Annotated in this window: 20 protein-coding genes; 8 read left to right on the plus strand and 12 right to left on the minus strand. The window is 71.3% G+C overall.

Features of this window, described 5'->3' with window-relative positions; genetic code table 11:
• Positions 1 to 50: 50 nt before the first annotated feature.
• Positions 51 to 416 (minus strand): four-helix bundle copper-binding protein, encoded by a 366-nt coding sequence (locus tag IGS69_RS13550; RefSeq protein WP_190899531.1) that lies wholly within the window; start codon positions 414 to 416, stop codon positions 51 to 53.
• Between the two features lie 244 nt (positions 417 to 660).
• Here IGS69_RS13550 and IGS69_RS13555 point away from each other — a divergent pair, with 244 nt between their 5' ends.
• Positions 661 to 1,866 carry a phospholipase D-like domain-containing protein gene (locus IGS69_RS13555; RefSeq protein ID WP_190899533.1) on the plus strand — a complete coding sequence of 402 codons (1,206 nt, stop codon included), beginning with the start codon at positions 661 to 663 and terminating at the stop codon, positions 1,864 to 1,866.
• Between the two features lie 54 nt (positions 1,867 to 1,920).
• On the opposite strand, the gene IGS69_RS13560 is transcribed toward IGS69_RS13555, so the two are convergent.
• Positions 1,921 to 3,078 carry an acyl-CoA dehydrogenase gene (locus IGS69_RS13560; RefSeq protein ID WP_269783170.1) on the minus strand — a complete coding sequence of 386 codons (1,158 nt, stop codon included), beginning with the start codon at positions 3,076 to 3,078 and terminating at the stop codon, positions 1,921 to 1,923.
• 188 nt (positions 3,079 to 3,266) lie between these two features.
• On the opposite strand from IGS69_RS13560, the gene IGS69_RS13565 reads away from it, so the two are divergent.
• Positions 3,267 to 4,610 (plus strand): UDP-glucose dehydrogenase family protein, encoded by a 1,344-nt coding sequence (locus IGS69_RS13565; protein WP_190899535.1) that lies wholly within the window; start codon positions 3,267 to 3,269, stop codon positions 4,608 to 4,610.
• A 102-nt stretch (positions 4,611 to 4,712) separates the two neighbouring features.
• On the opposite strand, the gene IGS69_RS13570 is transcribed toward IGS69_RS13565, so the two are convergent.
• The gene (locus IGS69_RS13570; protein ID WP_190899536.1) at positions 4,713 to 5,219 is read right to left on the minus strand and encodes a CGNR zinc finger domain-containing protein; all 507 of its coding nucleotides are present in this window, start codon (positions 5,217 to 5,219) and stop codon (positions 4,713 to 4,715) included.
• Positions 5,220 to 5,335: 116 nt separating this feature from the next.
• Here IGS69_RS13570 and IGS69_RS13575 point away from each other — a divergent pair, with 116 nt between their 5' ends.
• A complete protein-coding gene (locus IGS69_RS13575) occupies positions 5,336 to 5,707 on the plus strand; it encodes a VOC family protein (protein WP_190899538.1) in 372 nt (123 codons plus the stop codon).
• Positions 5,708 to 5,721: 14 nt separating this feature from the next.
• Positions 5,722 to 6,114, plus strand: a complete 393-nt coding sequence (locus IGS69_RS13580; RefSeq protein WP_190899540.1) for a VOC family protein — start codon at positions 5,722 to 5,724, stop codon at positions 6,112 to 6,114.
• A gap of 1 nt (position 6,115) precedes the next feature.
• Here the strand turns inward: IGS69_RS13580 and IGS69_RS13585 are convergent, their stop codons facing one another.
• Entirely contained in the window at positions 6,116 to 7,252 is a 1,137-nt protein-coding gene (locus IGS69_RS13585) for a dipeptidase (protein WP_190899542.1), read from the minus strand.
• Between the two features lie 390 nt (positions 7,253 to 7,642).
• Between IGS69_RS13585 and IGS69_RS13590 the strand changes: the two genes are divergently transcribed.
• Both IGS69_RS13590 and IGS69_RS13595 read left to right on the plus strand, forming a co-directional pair.
• Positions 7,643 to 8,497, plus strand: a complete 855-nt coding sequence (locus IGS69_RS13590) for a helix-turn-helix domain-containing protein (protein ID WP_190899544.1) — start codon at positions 7,643 to 7,645, stop codon at positions 8,495 to 8,497.
• Between the two features lie 38 nt (positions 8,498 to 8,535).
• Complete coding sequence (locus IGS69_RS13595; RefSeq protein WP_190899546.1) at positions 8,536 to 9,000, plus strand: hypothetical protein; 465 nt, start codon at positions 8,536 to 8,538, stop codon at positions 8,998 to 9,000.
• Positions 9,001 to 9,228: 228 nt separating this feature from the next.
• Here the strand turns inward: IGS69_RS13595 and IGS69_RS13600 are convergent, their stop codons facing one another.
• The 4 genes from IGS69_RS13600 to IGS69_RS13615 form a co-directional block, all read right to left on the minus strand.
• Positions 9,229 to 9,504: a DUF397 domain-containing protein gene (locus IGS69_RS13600; RefSeq protein ID WP_332836556.1), complete on the minus strand. Its 276-nt coding sequence runs from the start codon at positions 9,502 to 9,504 to the stop codon at positions 9,229 to 9,231.
• A 179-nt stretch (positions 9,505 to 9,683) separates the two neighbouring features.
• Positions 9,684 to 10,862, minus strand: coding sequence for a dipeptidase (locus IGS69_RS13605; protein ID WP_190899550.1), 1,179 nt, complete (start codon positions 10,860 to 10,862; stop codon positions 9,684 to 9,686).
• A gap of 5 nt (positions 10,863 to 10,867) precedes the next feature.
• Positions 10,868 to 11,395, minus strand: a complete 528-nt coding sequence (gene purE / locus IGS69_RS13610) for a 5-(carboxyamino)imidazole ribonucleotide mutase (protein WP_003990723.1) — start codon at positions 11,393 to 11,395, stop codon at positions 10,868 to 10,870.
• A complete protein-coding gene (locus IGS69_RS13615; protein ID WP_190899552.1) occupies positions 11,392 to 12,531 on the minus strand; it encodes a 5-(carboxyamino)imidazole ribonucleotide synthase in 1,140 nt (379 codons plus the stop codon). Before IGS69_RS13615 ends, purE begins: the two co-directional genes overlap by 4 nt.
• A 163-nt stretch (positions 12,532 to 12,694) precedes the next feature.
• Between IGS69_RS13615 and IGS69_RS13620 the strand changes: the two genes are divergently transcribed.
• Positions 12,695 to 13,195 (plus strand): GtrA family protein, encoded by a 501-nt coding sequence (locus IGS69_RS13620; RefSeq protein ID WP_190899554.1) that lies wholly within the window; start codon positions 12,695 to 12,697, stop codon positions 13,193 to 13,195.
• A gap of 21 nt (positions 13,196 to 13,216) precedes the next feature.
• Here the strand turns inward: IGS69_RS13620 and IGS69_RS13625 are convergent, their stop codons facing one another.
• The gene (locus IGS69_RS13625) at positions 13,217 to 14,491 is read right to left on the minus strand and encodes an ATP-binding protein (RefSeq protein ID WP_190899556.1); all 1,275 of its coding nucleotides are present in this window, start codon (positions 14,489 to 14,491) and stop codon (positions 13,217 to 13,219) included.
• Between the two features lie 28 nt (positions 14,492 to 14,519).
• Entirely contained in the window at positions 14,520 to 15,197 is a 678-nt protein-coding gene (locus IGS69_RS13630) for a response regulator transcription factor (protein ID WP_030844734.1), read from the minus strand.
• Positions 15,198 to 15,711: 514 nt separating this feature from the next.
• Between IGS69_RS13630 and IGS69_RS13635 the strand changes: the two genes are divergently transcribed.
• Complete coding sequence (locus IGS69_RS13635; RefSeq protein WP_190899557.1) at positions 15,712 to 17,217, plus strand: peptide MFS transporter; 1,506 nt, start codon at positions 15,712 to 15,714, stop codon at positions 17,215 to 17,217.
• A gap of 89 nt (positions 17,218 to 17,306) precedes the next feature.
• Here the strand turns inward: IGS69_RS13635 and IGS69_RS13640 are convergent, their stop codons facing one another.
• Positions 17,307 to 18,296, minus strand: a complete 990-nt coding sequence (locus tag IGS69_RS13640; protein WP_190899558.1) for a hypothetical protein — start codon at positions 18,294 to 18,296, stop codon at positions 17,307 to 17,309.
• Positions 18,297 to 18,426: 130 nt separating this feature from the next.
• Positions 18,427 to 19,128, minus strand: a complete 702-nt coding sequence (locus IGS69_RS13645; RefSeq protein ID WP_190899559.1) for an LPXTG cell wall anchor domain-containing protein — start codon at positions 19,126 to 19,128, stop codon at positions 18,427 to 18,429.
• Positions 19,129 to 19,248 lie beyond the last annotated feature (120 nt).

The raw sequence follows: 19,248 nt of genomic DNA on the forward strand, positions 1-19,248 counted from the left end.
GGAAGGGGGGCACCAGGGCCGGGTGCCCCCCTTCCGCTGTGCGGCGGTTCTCACATCGAGGCGGCCGACATCGAGCGGCACATCTCGGCGCAGCGGCTACACGCCTCGGCGCAGCGCATCATCTGCTCGTCGTCCGGCATGGACATACACGCCTCGGCACACATGTCACAGGCCCGGGCGCACATCGCGCACATCTCGGCCATCAGGGGCGAGCGGCGCATCATCATGTCGGCGCACATGCGCGTCAGCTCGGCACAGTCCATGACCGTGCGCATGATCTGCATCTGGGCCGTGCCGCCCATCTGCAGACAGGAGCTCATGGTCTCCTCGCACACGCTGTGGCAGGTCATGCACGCCTGGATGCAGTCCTGCATCTCCTTGCTGAGCGGGGTGGTGGTGGCGGGCTGCTGGGTCATGACGTCCTCCAGGGGGTGGCGGGAGCCGCGGTTCGGCGCCCGCACCTCTCGTCCTACGCCTGTGGCCCCATGAGCACCACAGGGCGGACCCGCCCGTGTGCGGTGCGCTTCCGGTTGTGAGGCACGACGCACCGGCCCCTGCGTGAAACCGCCCGCAGCGGCAAAACGGGGTGCAGGTGCGCCGGGGGGCCCGGCGTCGCGAGGGCGGGGCGGCCGGAAGACACGTGCAGGGGGAGACCCGGACATGACACAGCAGACGTACGACGAGACACGGGCTCCGGAGCCGAGAGGTCCCGAGGAGCAGAAACAGCGGCTGCGCAGACGGCTGGAACGGCTGCTCGGTGTCGCGGCGACCGAGGGCAACGAGCTCGTGCCGTTGCGCAACGGCGACGAGATCTTCCCGGCGATGCTGGCGGCCATCCGGGCCGCTGAGCACACCGTCGACATGATGACGTTCGTGTACTGGCGCGGCGAGGTCGCCCACGAGTTCGCCGCGGCCCTGGCCGAGCGGGCCCGCGCGGGCGTCCGGGTGCGGCTGCTGCTGGACGGTTTCGGGGCGAAGGAGATAGAGCGGGGCCTGCTGGAGGCCATGGACGAGGCCGGCGTCCAGGTGGCCTGGTTCCGCAGACCCACGCGCCTGTCGCCGATGCGGCAGAACCACCGCTGCCACCGCAAGGTGCTGGTCACCGACGAGCACACGGCGTTCACCGGTGGCGTGGGCATCGCGCAGGAGTGGTGCGGCGACGCCCGGAACCCGGACGAGTGGCGCGACACCCATGTGCAGGTCCGCGGCCCCGCCGTGGACGGCATCGCCGCGGCCTTCGCCCAGAACTGGGCCGAGTGCCACGACGACCTCTACGACGACCACGACCGCTTCACCGCCCAGGAGCAGCCGGGCCGGGCCACGGTCCAGGTCGTGCGGGGCTCGGCCGCCTTCGGCTGGCAGGACATGCAGACGCTGCTGCGGGTCCTGATCACCTCGGCGCAGGAGCGCCTGCGGCTGGCGACGGCCTACTTCGCCCCCGACACCTACTTCATCGACCTGCTGGCCGCGGCGGCCCGCCGCGGGGTCCGGGTGGAGATCCTGCTGCCCGGCCCGCACACCGACCAGCGGGCGTGCCTGCTGGCCGGGCGGCAGCACTACCAGACGCTGGTCGACGCCGGTGTGGACGTGCGGGAGTACCAGCCGACCATGCTCCACACGAAGATCATCACGGTGGACGGGGTCTGCTCCCTCATCGGCTCCACCAACTTCAACCGCCGCTCCATGGAGCACGACGAGGAGGTCGCCCTGGCCGTCCTCGACGAGGACTTCACCGCGCGGCTCGACGCCGACTTCGAGGCCGACCGCGAGCGCAGCGACCCGATCGACCCGGCCCGCTGGAAGCGCCGCCCGCTGTCCGAGCGCCTGGCCGAGGCGGCGGTGACCCCGATCCGGCGCTTCCTGTGAGACACGTCGGCCCCCGGCACGAGCCGGGGGCCGGTCAGTGGCAGCAGGAACGGGTTACGGCAGGTTGCGCGCCATGACGATGCGCTGGACCTGGTTCGTGCCCTCGTAGATCTGCGTGATCTTGGCGTCGCGCATCATGCGCTCCACCGGGTAGTCGCGGGTGTAGCCGTAGCCGCCGAGGAGCTGGACGGCGTCCGTGGTGACCTCCATCGCCACGTCCGAGGCGAAGCACTTGGCGGCGGCGCCGAGATAGGTGAGGTCTGCGTCGACGCGCTGGGAGGCGGCGGCGGCCTGGTAGGTCAGGGCGCGGGCGGCCGAGATCTTCATGGCCATGTCGGCGAGCATGAACTGGATGCCCTGGAAGTCGGCGATCGGCTTGCCGAACTGCTTGCGCTCCTGGACGTAGCCCTTGGCGTAGTCGAGGGCGCCCTGGGCGATGCCGAGGGCCTGGGCGGCGATGGTGATGCGGGTGTGGTCGAGGGTCTTCATCGCCGTGGCGAAGCCGGTGCCCTCCTCGCCGATCATGCGGTCTGCGGGGATGCGGACGTTGTCGAGGTAGACCTCGCGGGTCGGGGAGCCCTTGATGCCGAGCTTCTTCTCGGGGGCTCCGAAGGAGACGCCCTCGTCGGACTTCTCGACGACGAAGGCGGAGATGCCCTTGGAGCGCTTGGCCGGGTCGGTGACGGCCATCACCGTGTAGTACTCGGACTCGCCGGCGTTGGTGATCCAGCGCTTCACGCCGTTGAGGATCCAGTGGTCGCCGTCGCGGACGGCCCTGGTCTTCATGCCGGCGGCGTCGGAGCCGGCGTCCGGCTCGGAGAGGCAGTAGGAGAACATGCCCTCGCCCTTGGCGAGCGGGGTCATGTACTTCTTCTTCAGGTCCTCGGAGCCGGAGAGGATCACCGGCAGGGAGCCCAGCTTGTTCACGGCCGGGATGAGGGAGGAGGAGGCGCAGACCCGGGCGACCTCCTCGATCACTATGACGGTGGCCAGCGCGTCCGCGCCGGAGCCGCCGTACTCCTCGGGTACGTGCACGGCGTGCAGGTCGTTCGCGACGAGCGCCTGGAGGGCCTCGCGGGGGAAGCGGGCCTCCTCGTCCACCGCGGCGGCGTGCGGCGCGATCTTCGCCTCGGCCAGGGAACGGACGGCGTCACGGAGCATGTCGTGCTCCTCGGACGGGCGGTACAGGTCGAAGTCAGCCGATCCGGCCAAGGTCTCTCACGCTCCAAAACGCTGCGATGCTGACGCTAACTACCGTTAAGTAATCAAAAGTTTATGGGGTCGCCCACGCCAGTGATACGTGAGCTAGGCGACAGCGGAGAAGTTGCCCAGTGAAGCGCGCCGCCATGCCCCGGCTATGCTCGGGCGCGCACCGCATGCCGTAGACCCCTGGAGTACCCATGGCCCTGAAGATCACCGTGATCGGCACCGGTTATCTCGGCGCGACACACGCGGCGGCCATGGCCGAGCTGGGCTTCGAGGTGCTCGCCCTCGACGTGGTGCGCGAGAAGATCGAGAAGCTGGAGCGCGCCAAGGCCCCGATGTACGAGCCGGGTCTCGAGGAGCTGCTGCGCAAGCACGTCGCCGGCATCGAGGGGTCCAGCGGCCGGCTGCGCTTCACCCAGGACTGGGCGGAGGTCGGCGCGTTCGGCGATGTGCACTTCGTCTGTGTGAACACCCCGCAGCGGCACGGCGAGTACGCCTGCGACATGAGCTACGTCGACGCCGCGATCGCCTCGCTCGCGCCGCATCTGCACCGTCCGGCGCTGGTCGTCGGCAAGTCGACCGTGCCGGTCGGCTCCGCGGACCGCCTCGCGACCTACCTGGCCGCGCACGCGCCCGCCGGTGAGGACGCCGAGCTGGCGTGGAACCCGGAGTTCCTGCGCGAGGGCTTCGCCGTCGACGACACGCTGCACCCCGACCGTCTCGTGGTGGGCGTGCGCAGCGAGCGGGCCGAGAAGCTGCTGCGGCAGGTGTACGCGACGCCGATCGCCGAGGGCTCGCCGTTCGTGGTGACCGACTTCCCGACCTCGGAGCTGGTGAAGACCTCCGCGAACTCCTTCCTCGCCACGAAGATCTCGTTCATCAACGCGATGGCGGAGGTGTGCGAGGCCGCGGGCGGTGACGTGGCCAAGCTGGCGGAGGCCATCGGCTACGACGACCGGATCGGAAGGAAGTTCCTGCGGGCCGGGATCGGCTTCGGCGGCGGGTGTCTGCCGAAGGACATCCGGGCGTTCATGGCGCGCGCCGGTGAGCTGGGCGCGGACCAGGCGCTGACGTTCCTGCGGGAGATCGACTCGATCAACATGCGCCAGCGCGGGCAGATGGTGGAGCTGACCCGGCAGGCGCTGGGCGGCGGGCCGTTCCTGGGCAAGCGGGTGGCGGTGCTGGGCGCGACGTTCAAGCCCGACTCGGACGACGTGCGGGACTCGCCCGCGCTCAACGTGGCCGGGCAGATCCACCTCCAGGGCGGCCAGGTCACGGTCTACGACCCGAAGGGCATGGACAACGCCCGCGGTGTGTTCCCGACGCTCGGCTACGCCGACTCGGCGCTGGACGCCGTACGCGGGGCCGACATCGTGCTGCATCTGACGGAGTGGCGGGAGTTCCGCGAGCTGGACGCCGAGGCGCTCGGCGAGGCCGCCGCGGCCCGGGTCATCCTGGACGGCCGCAACGCCCTGGACCCGGAGCTGTGGCGCAAGGCCGGCTGGACGTACCGGGCGATGGGGCGTCCCCGGGCCTGAGCGCGAGGCACGTCATACGGACGACGCCGGTTCGGCCGAGGCTCAGTCGGCCGAACCGGCGTCTTCGTGCATTCTGCCCCACCCGGCTGTGCGGCGGGGCGGCTACGTGTCCTTGGCCCGGTAGCGGCGCATCTTCGCGCGGGCTCCGCAGACCTGCATGGAGCACCAGCGGCCGCGGCCTGCCGGGCTGCGGTCGTAGTAGGCCCAGTGGCAGTCGGTGGCCGCGCAGGCCTTGAGGCGGGTCCAGGTGCCGGCGACCAGGGCCTCCGCGACGGCGGCGGCCACGCGCGCGGGCAGGGAGCGGCCGTCGGCGGGGGCGAGGGCGGCCGAGCCGTCCGCCGCGTCGACCGTGACGAGGAGCGGGGCCTCGGCCAGGAGCTCGCCGAGCGGGGTGACGTCGCGGTGCGGCGGGTGGCCGGCGTGGGCGAGCAGCGTGGCGCGCAGGGACTCGCGCAGGGTGCGGGCCCGGTCCGTCTCGTCCGCCGTGATGCCGAGGCGCGCCCGGCCCTCGGGGGTGTCCAGCGCGTCGGCGCCGGACTCCAGATCCAGCGTGTTCACCAGGGCCTCGACCAGCGTCAGGCCTCCGGGCGCGGGCGATCTCTCCGTCATGGCTGGACCGTACCTCTCGCGATTCTCCTTGCGAGGTTACCGCCAATGGGGGAGCATGGAGTAACGGTTACTGGTTACCCGGCTCTGCGGGTAACGGCGACTTCGAGGAGGAAGTCATGGCTCTCGCCAAGCTGGGTGTGGTCGTCCTGGACTGTCCCGACCCGCGCGCACTGGCCGGTTTCTACGCCGAGGTGCTCGGCGGCACACCGACGGTGGAGACCTACGGGGAGGACGAGTGGGTCGATCTGAAGGTGCCGGGCGGCACACCACTGGCCTTCCAGACCTCGACCGGGTACGTACCGCCGCGGTGGCCCTCCCCCGACGGCTCTCAGCAGTTCCACCTCGACCTCGTGGTGGACGACCTGGACGCGGCCGAGAAGGGTGTGCTGGCGCTCGGCGCGAAGCCGCTGGACGCGGAGGACCGGGAGCGGAGCTTCAGGGTTTACGCCGATCCGGCCGGGCACCCGTTCTGCCTCTGCGCCTGCTGACACCGGGAGGCTCCATGTCCGCCGTGGCCCGTTTCCGCTCCGTGGTCCTCGACTGCCCCGACCCCCGCCAACTGGCCCGCTTCTACGCCGGGGTGGGCGGCGGCACTCCGGAGGACGACGACCCCGACTGGGTGGTGCTGCGCATCCCCGGCGGACCCCGGCTCGCCTTCCAGCGCTCCCCCGGTTACACGGCGCCGGAGTGGCCGCGGGCCGACCGCAACGCCCAGCAGTTCCACCTCGACTTCGACGCCGGTTCGACCTGGGACGAGATCGACGCGGCGGAGGAGCGGGTGCTGGCGCTGGGCGCGCGGGTGCTGGACAAGGAGGACGACGAGAAGAAGGACTTCCGCGTCTACGCCGATCCGGTGGGGCACCCGTTCTGCCTGTGCCGGATCGAGCACGACTGACCTACCCGTCCAGCTCCGAGATCGTCGCCGTGGACGGCTCGCGGCGCTGCTGGGCGGCGCGGGCCGTGAAGTCGGCGCCGCGCAGGACCCGCTGGACATTGCCCCAGGTCAGCAGCGCCACGTCCGCCTCCTCCCAGCCGCGCCTCAGCAGCTCCGCGATCAGCCGCGGATAGCAGGAGGTGTCGCCGAGCTCCTGCGGGTGCGCGGCTCCGGAGTCGTAGGTGCCGGACAGTCCGACGCAGTGCGCTCCGGCCACGGCCCGGACGTGGTCGAGGTGGTCGGCGACATCGCGGACGGTCGGGCCGGTCTGCTCGGCGGTCAGCGGCACCAGGCACAGCCCCTTGGCCGCGCCGAGCTCCGCCAGCAGGTCGTCGGGGAGATTGGCCGGGTGGGGGCGCAGGCTCCGGGCGGCGGAGCGGCTGCACAGCACGGGCGCCCGGGACAGGCTCAGGACGCGGCGCAGGGTCTGGGCGGAGGCGCCGGAGAGGTCCGCGATCACGCCGAGGCGGTTCATCTCGCGCACGACCTCCTCGCCGAACCGGGTCAGACCCGCCTCGCTCGCCCAGGACACGCCGGTCAGCGTGAGGACGCGCAGGCCGAGCAGGTGCAGCTGGCGCAGGATGCCGAGCGAGTCGCCCAGGGCCGGGGCGCCGGCGGGGCCGAGGAGCACGGCGACGCGGCCGCAGTTGCGGGCGTCCGCGACCTGTCCGGCCGTGACGGCGGGCCGCAGGCCCTCCTCGCAGGTCCGCACGACGGTCTTCGCCAGGTCCAGCTGCTCCAGGGTGGCGCCGACGGCCCGGTCGCCGTCCAGGCCCTCGGGCAGATGCAACGACCAGAACAGCGCGCCCACATGGCCGCTGCGCAGCCGGGGCACGTCCGTGTCGACGGTGCTCTCACCGTCTTCCAGGTCGTACCAGGACAGGCGCTTGAGCGCCCAGGGCAGTCCGTTGTAGCCGTCGGCGACGGGGTGCGCGGCCAGGATGGCGCGGGCCCGGGTGACGGGCGCGTCGCCCGGGTCGGAGACGGGCTCGTAGGACTCCGCCGTCACGACGCCCTCGTCGGGGTACGGCTCGGCCAGTTCGTCGAACTCGCCGGCGGCCGCGGCGGTGGTGCGCAGGTCGTCCTGGAGGTCTGCCATGGCGGCTCCGTACGGTCGTTCGTGAGGTACGGTCACCGTCGCACGGCGCGGGGAGTGGTTCCTGGTGGGCGGGGCGTTCGGAGTACGAGGCCGTGATCACGCCGGCTGTCACTCCCCCGGCCCGGGGGGGCCGTATGCACGTTCAGCCCCTTGCGCACCACTGCTACGCAGCCATCCGCCCTACGGTGTGAGCTGCACCACTCGCGAGGTCTACGCCAGCTCAGGTCGATTAGACAGGTGTCATTCGGGTATCCCCGGATTGACGGCAGCGTCAAGCGTGCGGCCATTCGAGTCACTCGATGGGATGATGGTCGATTCGCACCCGTAGGATGGGAAGGTTTCGGCACGCCAAGTGCTGTTTCGCCGCCGTCACTCTCCCGAAGGAGCGCCATGCCCAGGTCCGTGGACCCGAGCCTCAACCGCCGCAAGCTGCGTCTCGCCCTCAAGGCGGCCCGCGACAAGCGCGGCCTGACCCAGCGGCAGGCAGCCGAGGCCCTCGAGTGGTCGCTGAGCAAGCTCATTCGCATCGAGGCGGGGTCCGTCAGCCTCTCCGTCACGGACCTCAGGGCGATGCTCCACGAGTACGGGGTCGAAGACGCGGATCTGGTCGCGGAGTTGGAGGAGGCGGCCCGGGGCAGCAAAGGCCAGTCGTGGTGGTCCGGTTACAACGACATCATCAGCCAGCCCTTCGCCCAGTACCTGGGCTACGAGAGCGCGGCGAACGCCATCAGGGGCTACCACCCGAGTGTCCTGCCCGGCCATGTGCAGATCGCCGACTACGTGGCCGCGCTCTTCGATGCGGGACAGCCCGACGCCAGGGCCCAGCGGTACATCGACCTGCGCATGGACCGGCAGGAGCGGGTCCTCCAGGACGGCGGTCCGGAAGTCGAGATGATCATCGACGAGGCGGCCGTACGGCGCCAGGTGGGGGGCCCGGCGACCATGCGCCGTCAGCTGGCCTACCTCAAGGAGCTGATCAGCGAGAACCGCGCCACCCTCCGGGTGCTCCCCTTCACCGCCGGCGCACACGACAGTCTGGACAGCACCTTCTTCCTGCTCGGCTTCCAGGCCGACGAGGACGTGCTCTACATGGCGGGCCCGGGCGGCACGCTGACCAACCGTGACGACCGCGAACTCGTCGCCCGGTACCAGGAATGCTTCGAGGACCTACGCAACAAGGCGCTGACCGAGGACGAAACGGTGGCGTTGCTCGACGATCTCATCGAACATTTCCACCGCACCTGACCGCCGGTTCAGAGTGCCACGGGGGCCCAGGGGAAGCCATGACGACGAACAAGGGAAGGAAGAGGCGCAGCGCACCGGAGCAGTCCCCCGGTACCGCCCACGCCGACTCCACGCACCCGGCTGCCCCTGGGCCGGGCGGGCCGCAGCGCCGGTCCGAGCGCTCTGCCCTGGTTCGCAGAGCCCTCGTCTGCGGCGCGGCATGCGCCCGGCTGCTGCGCTTGAAGAAGGCGGAAAACGACCACCGCGTGGAACGCAGGCGTGCGCACGTCGACGACGTCCTGCGCGTGGTCCGCAACCTCGCCGCGCTGGTCCTGTTCACCACCGCCGTCTCCACCCTCGTGGCCTACGCCGGCATTCGGATGGGTGTGCCTCCGGAGATCTGCTGGATCGGCAGTGTCGGCAGTGGACCCATGCTGGTCCGCAGCTTCATCAGGCTCTTCGAGACGGTGCGTCCCTTGCTCCCGGACGCACCAGAAGATCCACCGTCCACTGACGGGCCGTAGCGGGTGAGCGCACCCACCACCAGCCCGCCACCGCCGACACCCCGACCAGCACGGTCAGCCACATGGTGAGCCGCGTCCACAGCCCCCCGCCCAGCAGCGAGGCGCCCGCACCGGCAGCCGAGGCGAGCGCACCGGTCACCAGGCAGTATGCGATCAGACCGGGCTCTCTCGTACTCATGCGCGTACGGTTTCGTCCGCTCGTTCCACGTCCGCCGGAAGAGGAGTCGCTCATGGCTCCGCCTGACCGGGTGCCGCGCACGACACCCATGCCATCGCCGTATGCCAGGCGTCGGGTGCGAAGCTCAGCACCGCCTGGTTCGGGCACTTGGAGTCCCGTACCCGGATCTCGCCCGGGGTCAGGGCGATCTCGCAGCAGTTGGGTTCGCTCGACGTGGTGCTGTAGCTGCTGCTGCGCCATGAAACCGCACCCTGATCCTCAGCCAACGCCGCCCCCTCCCGCACGCCGAGATGCCGCTCCTGCTCGCCCGGCGCCGGGAGCCACACCCGCGCGGTCGGGCCCCGTCATCGCCGGACTCGATCCGAGACAACCGCGATGACGCGGTCGATGTCCATCTCGGTTCTTACCCCTCGTAGCCGCGCTTCAACAGCTCGCAGCCGGCCCGCCCCCTCGTGACGGGTCGCGGGGTGCGTACACCGGCCAAGGTCACGAGCCGCGCGGGGCGTCAGCGGTCGAGGTCCTCGATGCGGGCGTTGGACGGCGGCCGCGTCGTCTGGAGCCCCCGGGCCACGCCCTCCGCCGCGTCCAGCACCCGGACCGCGTTCTTCCAGGTCAGCTTGGCCAGATCGGCCTTGGACCAGCCGCGGTCGAGCAGTTCGGCGAGGAGGTTCGGGTAGCCGGAGACGTCGGCGAGGCCGTCGGGCGTGAAGGCCGTGCCGTCGTAGTCGCCGCCGATGCCGAGGTGATCGATGCCGGCCGCCTCGCGCATGTGGTCCAGGTGGTCGGCGACCGCCGGCACCGTCGCGACGGGCCGCGGGTGCCGCTCCTCGAAGGCGCGGTGGACCTTCATGGCCTCCGCGGTGGTGTCGAGGTGGTGGAAGCCGTGGGCGCGCATGTTCTCGTCGGCCGCGGCCGTCCAGTCCACGGCCGCCTGGAGCACGAACTTCGGCACGAACGTCACCATCACCATGCCGCCATTGGCAGGCAGCCGCTCCAGGACGTCGTCGGGGACGTTGCGCGGGTGGTCGCACACGGCCCGGGCGGAGGAGTGGGAGAAGATCACCGGGGCGGAGCTCGCGTCGAGCGCGTCCCGCATGGTCGTCGCCGCCACGTGGGAGAGGTCGACGAGCATGCCGAGCCGGTTCATCTCCCGGACGACCTCACGGCCGAACGCCGTCAGACCGCCGGCCCTCGGCTCGTCGGTCGCGGAGTCCGCCCAGTCCACGTTGTCGTTGTGGGTGAGGGTCATGTAGCGCACGCCGAGCCCGTACAGCCCGCGCAGCGTGCCCAGGGAGTTGGCGATGGAGTGGCCGCCCTCCGCTCCCATGAGGGAGGCGATGCGGCCCTCCCCGCGCGCGGCCTCCATGTCGGCGGCGGTGAGCGCGGGACGCAGGTCCTCGGGGTGACGGGCCAGCAACTGCCGTACGCAGTCGATCTGTTCCAGCGTGGCCGCGACCGGGTCGGGCGCGTCCGCGCGGACGTACACCGACCAGTACTGGGCGCCGACCCCGCCGGCGCGCAGCCGGGGGATGTCGGTGTGCAGATGGGCGCTCTGGTCGGCGGCGATGTCGCGGGCGTCGAGGTCGTAGCGGACCTGCTCGCGCAGCGCCCAGGGCAGGTCGTTGTGGCCGTCGACGACCGGGAACTCGCGCAGGAGTTCCCGGGCTGCTTCGCCGGAGGTCATCGCCGTCACTTCCCCGCGCCGAAGCCGAACCCGCCCGAGCCCTCGACCTTGGAGCGCAGGCGCTTGCCCTTCTCGGTGGCCTGGTCGTTCAGCTCCTGCTGGAAGTCGCGCATCCGGCCGCGCAGTTCCTCGTCGTGCGCGGCGAGAATGCGGGCGGCGAGCAGACCGGCGTTGCGGGCACCGGCGACGGAGACCGTCGCGACCGGGACACCGGCCGGCATCTGCACGATCGACAGGAGGCTGTCCATGCCGTCGAGGTACTTCAGCGGCACGGGCACACCGATGACGGGCAGCGGGGTCACGGAGGCGAGCATGCCGGGCAGGTGGGCGGCGCCGCCCGCCCCGGCGATGATCACCTTGAGCCCGCGGGCGTCGGCCTGCTCGCCGTAGGCGACCATCTCGCGCGGCATGCGGTGCGCGGAGACGACGTCGACCTCGTAGGCGATCTCGAACTCGTCGAGGGCCTTGGCGGCGGCCTCCATGACGGGCCAGTCGGAGTCCGACCCCATGACGATGCCAACAACAGGGCTCATTCGGTGATGGTGCCTCTCAGGTAGCCGGCAGCGTGACGGGCGCGCTCCAGCACGTCGTCCAGGTCGTCGCCGTAGGTGTTGACGTGTCCGACCTTGCGGCCGGGCTTCACGTCCTTGCCGTACATGTGGATCTTGAGCTGGGGGTCGCGGGCCATGCAGTGCAGGTACGCGGAGTACATGTCCGGGTAGTCGCCGCCGAGGACGTTGACCATGACCGTCCACGGGGCGCGCGGGCGCGGGTCGCCGAGGGGCAGGTCCAGGACCGCGCGGACGTGGTTGGCGAACTGGCTGGTGACGGCGCCGTCCATCGACCAGTGGCCGGAGTTGTGCGGGCGCATCGCCAGCTCGTTGACGAGGATCCGCCCGTCGCGGGTCTGGAACAGCTCGACCGCGAGGTGCCCGACGACGCCGAGCTCCTTGGCGATGTTCAGCGCCATCTCGGAGGCCTCCAGGGCGAGGGCCTCGTCGAGGTCGGGCGCCGGGGCGACGACCGTGTCGCAGACGCCGTTGACCTGCTGCGACTCCACCACCGGGTAGGCCACGGCCTGGCCGTGCGGGGAGCGGACGACGTTGGCGGCCAGCTCCCGGACGTAGTCGACCTTCTCCTCGGCGAGCACGGGGACACCGGCCTTGAACGGGTCGGCGGCCTCCTCGACGGAGTCGACGACCCACACGCCCTTGCCGTCGTAGCCGCCGCGGACGGTCTTGAGGACGACCGGGAATCCCTCGCCCTCGGCCGCGAAGGCCGCCACGTCCTGCGGGTCGCTCACGATCCGGTGCCGGGGGCAGGGCACGCCGATCGCGTCGAGCTTCGCTCGCATCACCCCCTTGTCCTGGGCGTGCACGAGCGCGTCGGGGCCGGGGCGCACGGGGATGCCGTCCGCCTCCAGGGCCCGGAGGTGCTCGGTGGGTACGTGTTCGTGATCGAAGGTGATCACATCGCACCCACGGGCGAACTCGCGCAGTGTGCCGAGGTCGCGATAGTCGCCGATGACGACATCGCTCACGACCTGCGCAGCGGAGTCCTGCGGGGTGTCACTGAGGAGCTTGAACCTGATGCCCAGCGGGATGCCAGCCTCGTGTGTCATACGAGCGAGCTGGCCACCGCCGACCATGCCGACTACGGGGAACGTCACTCCCTCAGGGTATCGGCCGCGCCAGGGTGGCCGGTTTCCCGTCCCTCCCCGGGGCCACCCGGACCATCTCCGGCCGTCGACCGGCATCCGCAGGAAGATCGCGCGGGAGGGTGGTTAGCATGGCTGGATTGACGCCGACGACCGGACGGGGGCCTGCACGACCATGGGACATGGTGCCTCTCGGCTCCGACGGATCGTCCGCGAAGTCGCCAAGTTCGGCGCGGTGGGCGGTGCCGGGGTGCTGGTCAACCTCGCCGTCTTCAACCTGGTGCGGCACACCACCGACCTCCAGGTGGTGCGCGCGAGTGTGATCGCCACCGTCGTCGCGATCGTCTTCAACTACGTCGGCTTCCGCTACTTCACGTACCGCGACCGGGACAAGAGCCGCCGCACGCGTGAGATGACTCTCTTCCTGCTGTTCAGCGCGGTCGGCCTGGTCATCGAGAACGGCGTCCTGTACGCGGCCACGTACGGCTTCGGCTGGAACACCCCGCTCCAGAACAACGTCTTCAAGTTCCTGGGCATCGGCGTCGCGACCCTGTTCCGCTTCTGGTCCTACCGCTCCTGGGTCTTCCGCGCACTCCCCGCCCGCGAGGGCGACCCGGCCCCGGTCCTGCGGAACGAGCCGGCCGTCCCTCCGAAGACGAAGCAGCGGGTGCCGTAGCCCTCCGGGCCCGGGGCGCGCCTAGCGGACCGTGGGTTCCCCGTCGTCCTCGGGCTTGTTCAGCGGGATGCGGGACAGGAACAGGCCGAAGACCGGGGGCTTGGTCTGGAGCATCTCCAGGCGGCCGCCGTCGGCCTCCGCCAGGTCGCGGGCCACGGCCAGGCCGATGCCCGTGGAGTTGCGGCCGCTGATCGCCCGCTCGAAGATCCGGGCGCCGAGGTCGCCGGGGATGCCGGGGCCCTCGTCCGTGACCTCGATAACCGCCTGGTTGCCGGTGACGCGGGTGCGCAGGGCCACCGTGCCGCCGCCGTGCATGAGGGAGTTCTCGATCAGCGCGGCCAGCACCTGAGCGACCGCGCCGGGCGTGCCCACCGCGCGCAGATGCCGTTTGCCGGAGCTGACGATCGCCCGCCCCGCGCTGCGGTACGCCGGCCGCCACTCCGCGAGCTGCTGCTGGATGACCTCGTCGAGGTCGAAGGAGACGGCGGAGCCGGTGCGCGGATCGCGGGAGTTCGTCAGCAGCCGCTCCACGACGTCCGTGAGCCGCTCGACCTGCGTCAGCGCGATGGTCGCCTCCTCCTTCACCGTGTCCGGGTCGTCGGTGAGGGTGATCTCCTCCAGCCGCATCGACAGCGCCGTCAGCGGGGTGCGCAGCTGGTGGGAGGCGTCCGCGGCCAGCCGGCGTTCGGCGGTGAGCATGCGGGCGATGCGCTCGGCGGAGCCGTCCAGCACGTCCGCCACCCGGTCCAGCTCGGGCACCCCGTACCGCTTGTGCCGGGGGCGTGGATCGCCCGAGCCGAGCCGCTCGGCCGTCTCCGCGAGGTCGGTCAGCGGCGACGCCAGCCGGTTGGCCTGGCGGACGGCCAGCAGCACCGCGGCCACCACCGCGAGCAGCGCGACCAGCGCGATGATCAGCAGGGTGCGGCCGACCTCACGGGTCACCGAGGAGCGCGGCTCCTGGACGACGACCGTCTCGCCCTCCTCGCCGGGCGCGGTCGCGCTGATGACGTCCCCGGCGGGCTTCGTGCCGACCTCGATGGGCGACTTCCCGGGGATGCGGATCACCGCGTAGTAGCGGTCCTGGGTGACCTGCTTGCGCAGCACCTCCGCGTCGACCTGCTGCGCCCCGAAGAGCCGGCTGTCGACGATGCTGGCGAGCCGGACCGCCTCGGACTCCACCCGTTCCTGGGCGCTGTTGCTGATCGTCCGGGTCTCGACGATGACGAGGGAGACGCCGAAAACGGCGATCACGACGAGCACCACGGCGAGCGTGGACTGGATCAGTCGGCGACGCATGTCCTGTTACCCGAGCCCGCCTCGCGGCTCAGCTCTTCTCGAAACGGAAACCCACACCGCGCACGGTGGCGATGTAGCGGGGGTTGGCCGCGTCGTCGCCGAGCTTCTTGCGCAGCCAGGAGATGTGCATGTCGAGGGTCTTGGTCGACGACCACCAGGTGGTGTCCCAGACCTCCCGCATCAGCTGGTCGCGGGTGACGACCCGGCCCGCGTCGCGCACCAGCACCCGCAGCAGGTCGAACTCCTTGGCGGTGAGCTGGAGCTCCTCCTCGCCCATCCAGGCGCGGTGCGACTCGACGTCGATGCGCACGCCGTGCGTGGCGGGGGGCTGCTGCGGCTCGGAGGCGCCGCGCCGGAGCAGGGCCCGCACCCGTGCGAGCAGTTCGGCGAGCCGGAACGGCTTGGTGACGTAGTCGTCGGCGCCCGCGTCGAGCCCGACGACGGTGTCCACCTCGTCGGCGCGCGCGGTCAGGATGAGGATCGGGATGGCGTGGCCTTCGCCCCGCAGGCGGCGGGCCACCTCCAGTCCGTCCATGCCGGGCAGACCGAGGTCGAGCACGACCAGGTCGACTCCGCCCTGCAGTCCGGCGTCGAGAGCGGTGGGTCCGTCCTCGCGGACCTCGACCTCGTAGCCCTCCCGGCGCAGAGCACGGGCCAGCGGCTCCGAGATGGACGCATCGTCCTCGGCGAGCAGTACACGGGTCATGAGGTGATGGTAGACCTGCGGCGCCCTGAGCTGGGGTGTGACCGGAATCCTTGATTCTTACCGTCGGCATACCCGGTTCTCACGGACCGGGGGTAGGTGCACGCACCTCTGCCTGTGGGGTGCGATCCTGGTATGGACCATGGAAACCGGGCGTGCGGTTCCTTCGAAACCTGTGATCCGCGTCTCAAGCTCTTCCATATGCGGCGGTGTCCTGACGTATGGTGAATCTACGCCTGTAGCACCACGGCGACCTTCGGAGGCCGTTTGCCCTGAGGGTCTCTTTTGTGTGCGGGCCGGTTCCCGCCGGCCCCGACGTGAACGACCTGTGGCCGGGCCTCGTAGTGCGGCGACGCGCGTAGAGGCGTGGATCCCGGTGGCGACCGCCCACCGCTTCGTGACCCGGAGCGGACCCCCGTAGGCGTCGGGCGGACGGCCGTACCCACCGGTGCCGGCAGCCCCCCACCGGGCGCACCACCGCTGCCGCGGGGCGCGTCCCGAGCAGCAAGGAACGACCATGGCGTCCAGCCTGACGAAGGACTCGGCCCGACCGGGCACCCCCGGTTCCGAGAAGACCTTCTTCGGCCACCCCCGCGGACTGGCCACTCTGTTCATGACCGAGATGTGGGAGCGATTCTCCTACTACGGCATGAGGGCCCTGCTCCCGCTGTACCTGGTGGCCCCGGGTGGCCTGCACCTGTCGGCGGGCACGGCGACGGCGATCTACGCCGTGTACCTGTCGCTGGTGTACCTGCTCACCCTGCCCGGCGGCTGGTTCGCCGACCGGGTGCTCGGCCCCCGCAAGACGGTCGCCGCCGCGGGTGTGGTCATCATGATCGGCCACCTGTGCCTGGCGCTGCCCGCCGCCGCGAGCTTCTACGTCGGCCTGAGCCTGGTCGCCATCGGATCCGGTCTGCTGAAGGCCAACATCTCCACGATGGTCGGCCACCTCTACGACGGCCCGGAGGACCCGCGCCGCGACGGTGGCTTCACGGTCTTCTACATCGGCATCAACCTCGGCGCCTTCATCGCGCCGCTGGTCATCGGCACCGTCGGTGAGAACGTCGACTGGCACCTGGGCTTCGCGCTGGCCGCGCTCGGCATGGCGCTGGGCATCGTCCAGTTCCTGCTCGGCAGCCGCCACCTGGACGCCCGGAGCAGCGTGGTCCCGACCCCGCTGACGCCCGCCGAGAAGGCGTCCACCCTGCGCAAGGGCCTGATCTGGCTGGCCATCGCCGTGGTCTTCTACGGCCTCGTCGGCGGCACCGGCCACTTCACCCTGAACTGGGCCCTGATCCCGCTCACGCTCCTCGGCCTGATCGTGCCGATCCTGGTCATCTCCCGGATCATGCGTGACAAGGACCTGGACTCCGGCGAGCGGTCGAAGGTGTCGGCGTACATCTGGTTCTTCGTCGCCGCCGCCGTGTTCTGGATGATCTACGACCAGGGCGGCTCGACCCTGTCGCTGTTCGCCGAGGAGAGCGCCGACAACACGGTCTTCGGCTGGGAGTTCCCGGTCTCCTGGTACCAGTCGGTCAACCCGGTCCTGATCATGGCGCTGGCGCCGGTCTTCGCGTGGCTGTGGCTGTGGCTGAACCGGCGCGGCAAGGAGCCGAGCACCATCGTGAAGTTCGCCTCCGGTCTGGTGCTGGTGGGCGCGTCCTTCTTCCTCTTCCTCGCCCCGCTGTCGATCGCCGAGGGCGGTCACAAGGCCGCGGCGATGTGGCTGGTCGCGATCTACTTCGTGCAGACCGTCGGTGAGCTGACGCTGTCCCCGGTGGGTCTGTCCGTGACGACGAAGATGGCTCCGGCGAAGTACGCCTCGCAGATGATGGGCGTCTGGTTCCTCGCGGTCACCGCGGGCGACTCCGTCACCGCGCTGCTGTCCAACCCGGCCGTCGGCGGGGTCAACCTGGACAAGGCGGGCTTCGTGGCGCTGGAGGCAGCGCTCGCCGTGGTCGCCGGCTTCGCGGTGTTCATGTACCGCAGGAAGGTCAAGGCCATGATGGGCGACGTCCGCTGATCACCGCCGTCTGACTCCTCGAGCAGGGCCGTCGCACCCCCGGGTGCGACGGCCCTTTCTCATGTCCCGGGCGGTCATGCCCCGGTCGGTCATGTCCCGGTTGATCGCGGAGGGTCGGCTTCCGGGGCGAACCAGGGCTCGGTGGAGGCCCGGCGGGCCAGGGGCGGCCACCCCCGGCGCAGCGGACGGGCCGCGTGGCCGGGGCGGCGCGGTCGTACGTGGTCGATCACGGCCAGGCCCGCGCGGAACAGCGCCGCCGGCACGACGAGCAGGACGAGGACCCAGAACAGGGTCACGCCCCAGGGCCGTCCCACGCCCCAGGGATGCTCGGCGAGCACTTTGCCGCCGTACTTCAGCGACACGGTGTAGTCGCCGTGCGCCCCGGCCCCGAGCTCCACGGGCAGCTCGATGCGGGCCCTGCCGCCCGGGCGGATCGTGCCGCGCCACCGCTGGTCCTGCCACTGCGGGGCGAACACGCCGTGCGAGGTGCCGACCTGGAAGACCGGGTTCCTCACGGGGGACGTGCCGACGTTGCCGACGGTGACCACGAGGGTCCGGGAGGGCGGGGACCCGAACCAGGTGAGCAGACCGCCCGAGCCCCGCAGCCGGGTGTCCGCGAGCAGGGAGAGCCGACCACCGGCCGCGTCCGCGGGCAGCGGCTCGACGGCGTGCCCGGCGACCTGGAGGGCCGCGTCGGCCTCGGCCCCGAGTCCGGTCACCGTGGCCACATGGACCACGCAGGGGCACGGCACGGGCGGCTCCACGACGGGCAGTTCGCGGCGGAAGCGCCCGTCGGCGCCGGTCGTGACGGCCCGGCCGTCGGCGTTGGCGCAGGAGTTGGTGCCACCGGTCACCCCCCGCTTCGGCTCGGCCTGCCCGCACACGAGCAGCGTCAGCAGGGCACGGGGCCGCCAGCCGCTGCCGCTGACGGTGATCGAACCACCCGCCCCCGCCTGGGACTCCGACAACTCGACGCCGGGCCGTTCCACCGCTCCGACGGGCCCGGCCCCCGCCAGGACCAGCAGCAGCGCGAGCAGAGCCGGCAGGGACACATACGGAAGACGGACGACGGGCGGCATCGGCGGCTCCAGCGGTGGTGCGGTGCGGGCCCGCGCCGGACCGAGCGGCGTACGGCCCTGTCGTGCGGACGGGTCCTCGGCGTGCCGGGCCGGGCTCAGCGACGCACCTGGCAGGAGGTGTTCACGGCGGTCAACCGCCCGCCCGAGCTCCCTGGTGACGTCGTGTCAGCCACAGAGCCCCCGCCGCGCCGGCGAGCAGGACCGTGCCGCCGAGGGTGCCGAGCGCGACGGCCGAGTCCTCGGGCCCGGTCTGCGGAAGTCCGTCACCGGTGTCAGCGCCGGAGCCGCCGCCCTGGGCGGAACCGCCGGCACCGCCCGCGGCCCCGGCGCTGACGTCCAGGGTGAGGGACGGGCCCGGGTCGTTCGTCGGGGTGCACGTGGTCGTCGTGCCGAGCGCCTTGATGGTGAGCACTCCGGCCGTGAAGGTGACCTCGCCGCTCTTCTTCGGCGTGTACGTGCCGCTCAGATCGCTGATCTTGATGGGCGTGCTGGCGGGGATCGCGGCGTCGTTGGCGGGGCCGGACACCGAGAGGGTGCCGCTGTCGGTGCCGCCCAGGGCGATGGTGGCGCTCGGCGTCATCGCGCCCTTGCCCAGTTCGACCGGGCTGGAGGAGACGCCCTTCTGCCAGGACATGGTGATCCGGTAGCCGCTGCCGCTCTTGACGCCCTCGATGTCGATGGGCGAGACGGCACTCTTGTCGCCGATCGGCGTCTTGCACTGGTAGTTGACGTCGACGACCTCGGCCCGGGCGACGGGGGCGGCCATCCACACCGCCGAGCCGGCCAGGGCCGCGGCGGACGCGAGTGCGGCGGTTCGTTTCCGGTACGACACGGTGCCGCTCCCCTTCCTGTTCCTGACGGCGCATCAGATCGGGCCGTCAAGGTACGCCCGGGACCCTGAGGAAGGAAGACACGGCGCAGGCCGGATCTGTGGGGATCCGGCGTGCGGTGA

It is taken from the genome of Streptomyces tuirus (assembly GCF_014701095.1).
GTDB lineage: Bacteria > Actinomycetota > Actinomycetes > Streptomycetales > Streptomycetaceae > Streptomyces > Streptomyces tuirus.

What these genes read in the sequence shown, in the direction of transcription:
- IGS69_RS13550 (WP_190899531.1), bottom strand. Translation starts at nt 416, where the DNA reads ATGACCCAGCAGCCCGCCACCACCACCCCGCTCAGCAAGGAGATGCAG.
- IGS69_RS13555 (WP_190899533.1), top strand. Translation starts at nt 661, where the DNA reads ATGACACAGCAGACGTACGACGAGACACGGGCTCCGGAGCCGAGAGGT.
- IGS69_RS13565 (WP_190899535.1), top strand. Translation starts at nt 3,267, where the DNA reads ATGGCCCTGAAGATCACCGTGATCGGCACCGGTTATCTCGGCGCGACA.
- IGS69_RS13570 (WP_190899536.1), bottom strand. Translation starts at nt 5,219, where the DNA reads ATGACGGAGAGATCGCCCGCGCCCGGAGGCCTGACGCTGGTCGAGGCC.
- IGS69_RS13575 (WP_190899538.1), top strand. Translation starts at nt 5,336, where the DNA reads ATGGCTCTCGCCAAGCTGGGTGTGGTCGTCCTGGACTGTCCCGACCCG.
- IGS69_RS13580 (WP_190899540.1), top strand. Translation starts at nt 5,722, where the DNA reads ATGTCCGCCGTGGCCCGTTTCCGCTCCGTGGTCCTCGACTGCCCCGAC.
- IGS69_RS13585 (WP_190899542.1), bottom strand. Translation starts at nt 7,252, where the DNA reads ATGGCAGACCTCCAGGACGACCTGCGCACCACCGCCGCGGCCGCCGGC.
- IGS69_RS13590 (WP_190899544.1), top strand. Translation starts at nt 7,643, where the DNA reads ATGCCCAGGTCCGTGGACCCGAGCCTCAACCGCCGCAAGCTGCGTCTC.
- IGS69_RS13595 (WP_190899546.1), top strand. Translation starts at nt 8,536, where the DNA reads ATGACGACGAACAAGGGAAGGAAGAGGCGCAGCGCACCGGAGCAGTCC.
- IGS69_RS13605 (WP_190899550.1), bottom strand. Translation starts at nt 10,862, where the DNA reads ATGACCTCCGGCGAAGCAGCCCGGGAACTCCTGCGCGAGTTCCCGGTC.
- purE (WP_003990723.1), bottom strand. Translation starts at nt 11,395, where the DNA reads ATGAGCCCTGTTGTTGGCATCGTCATGGGGTCGGACTCCGACTGGCCC.
- IGS69_RS13620 (WP_190899554.1), top strand. Translation starts at nt 12,695, where the DNA reads ATGGGACATGGTGCCTCTCGGCTCCGACGGATCGTCCGCGAAGTCGCC.
- IGS69_RS13625 (WP_190899556.1), bottom strand. Translation starts at nt 14,491, where the DNA reads ATGCGTCGCCGACTGATCCAGTCCACGCTCGCCGTGGTGCTCGTCGTG.
- IGS69_RS13630 (WP_030844734.1), bottom strand. Translation starts at nt 15,197, where the DNA reads ATGACCCGTGTACTGCTCGCCGAGGACGATGCGTCCATCTCGGAGCCG.
- IGS69_RS13635 (WP_190899557.1), top strand. Translation starts at nt 15,712, where the DNA reads ATGGCGTCCAGCCTGACGAAGGACTCGGCCCGACCGGGCACCCCCGGT.
- IGS69_RS13640 (WP_190899558.1), bottom strand. Translation starts at nt 18,296, where the DNA reads ATGCCGCCCGTCGTCCGTCTTCCGTATGTGTCCCTGCCGGCTCTGCTC.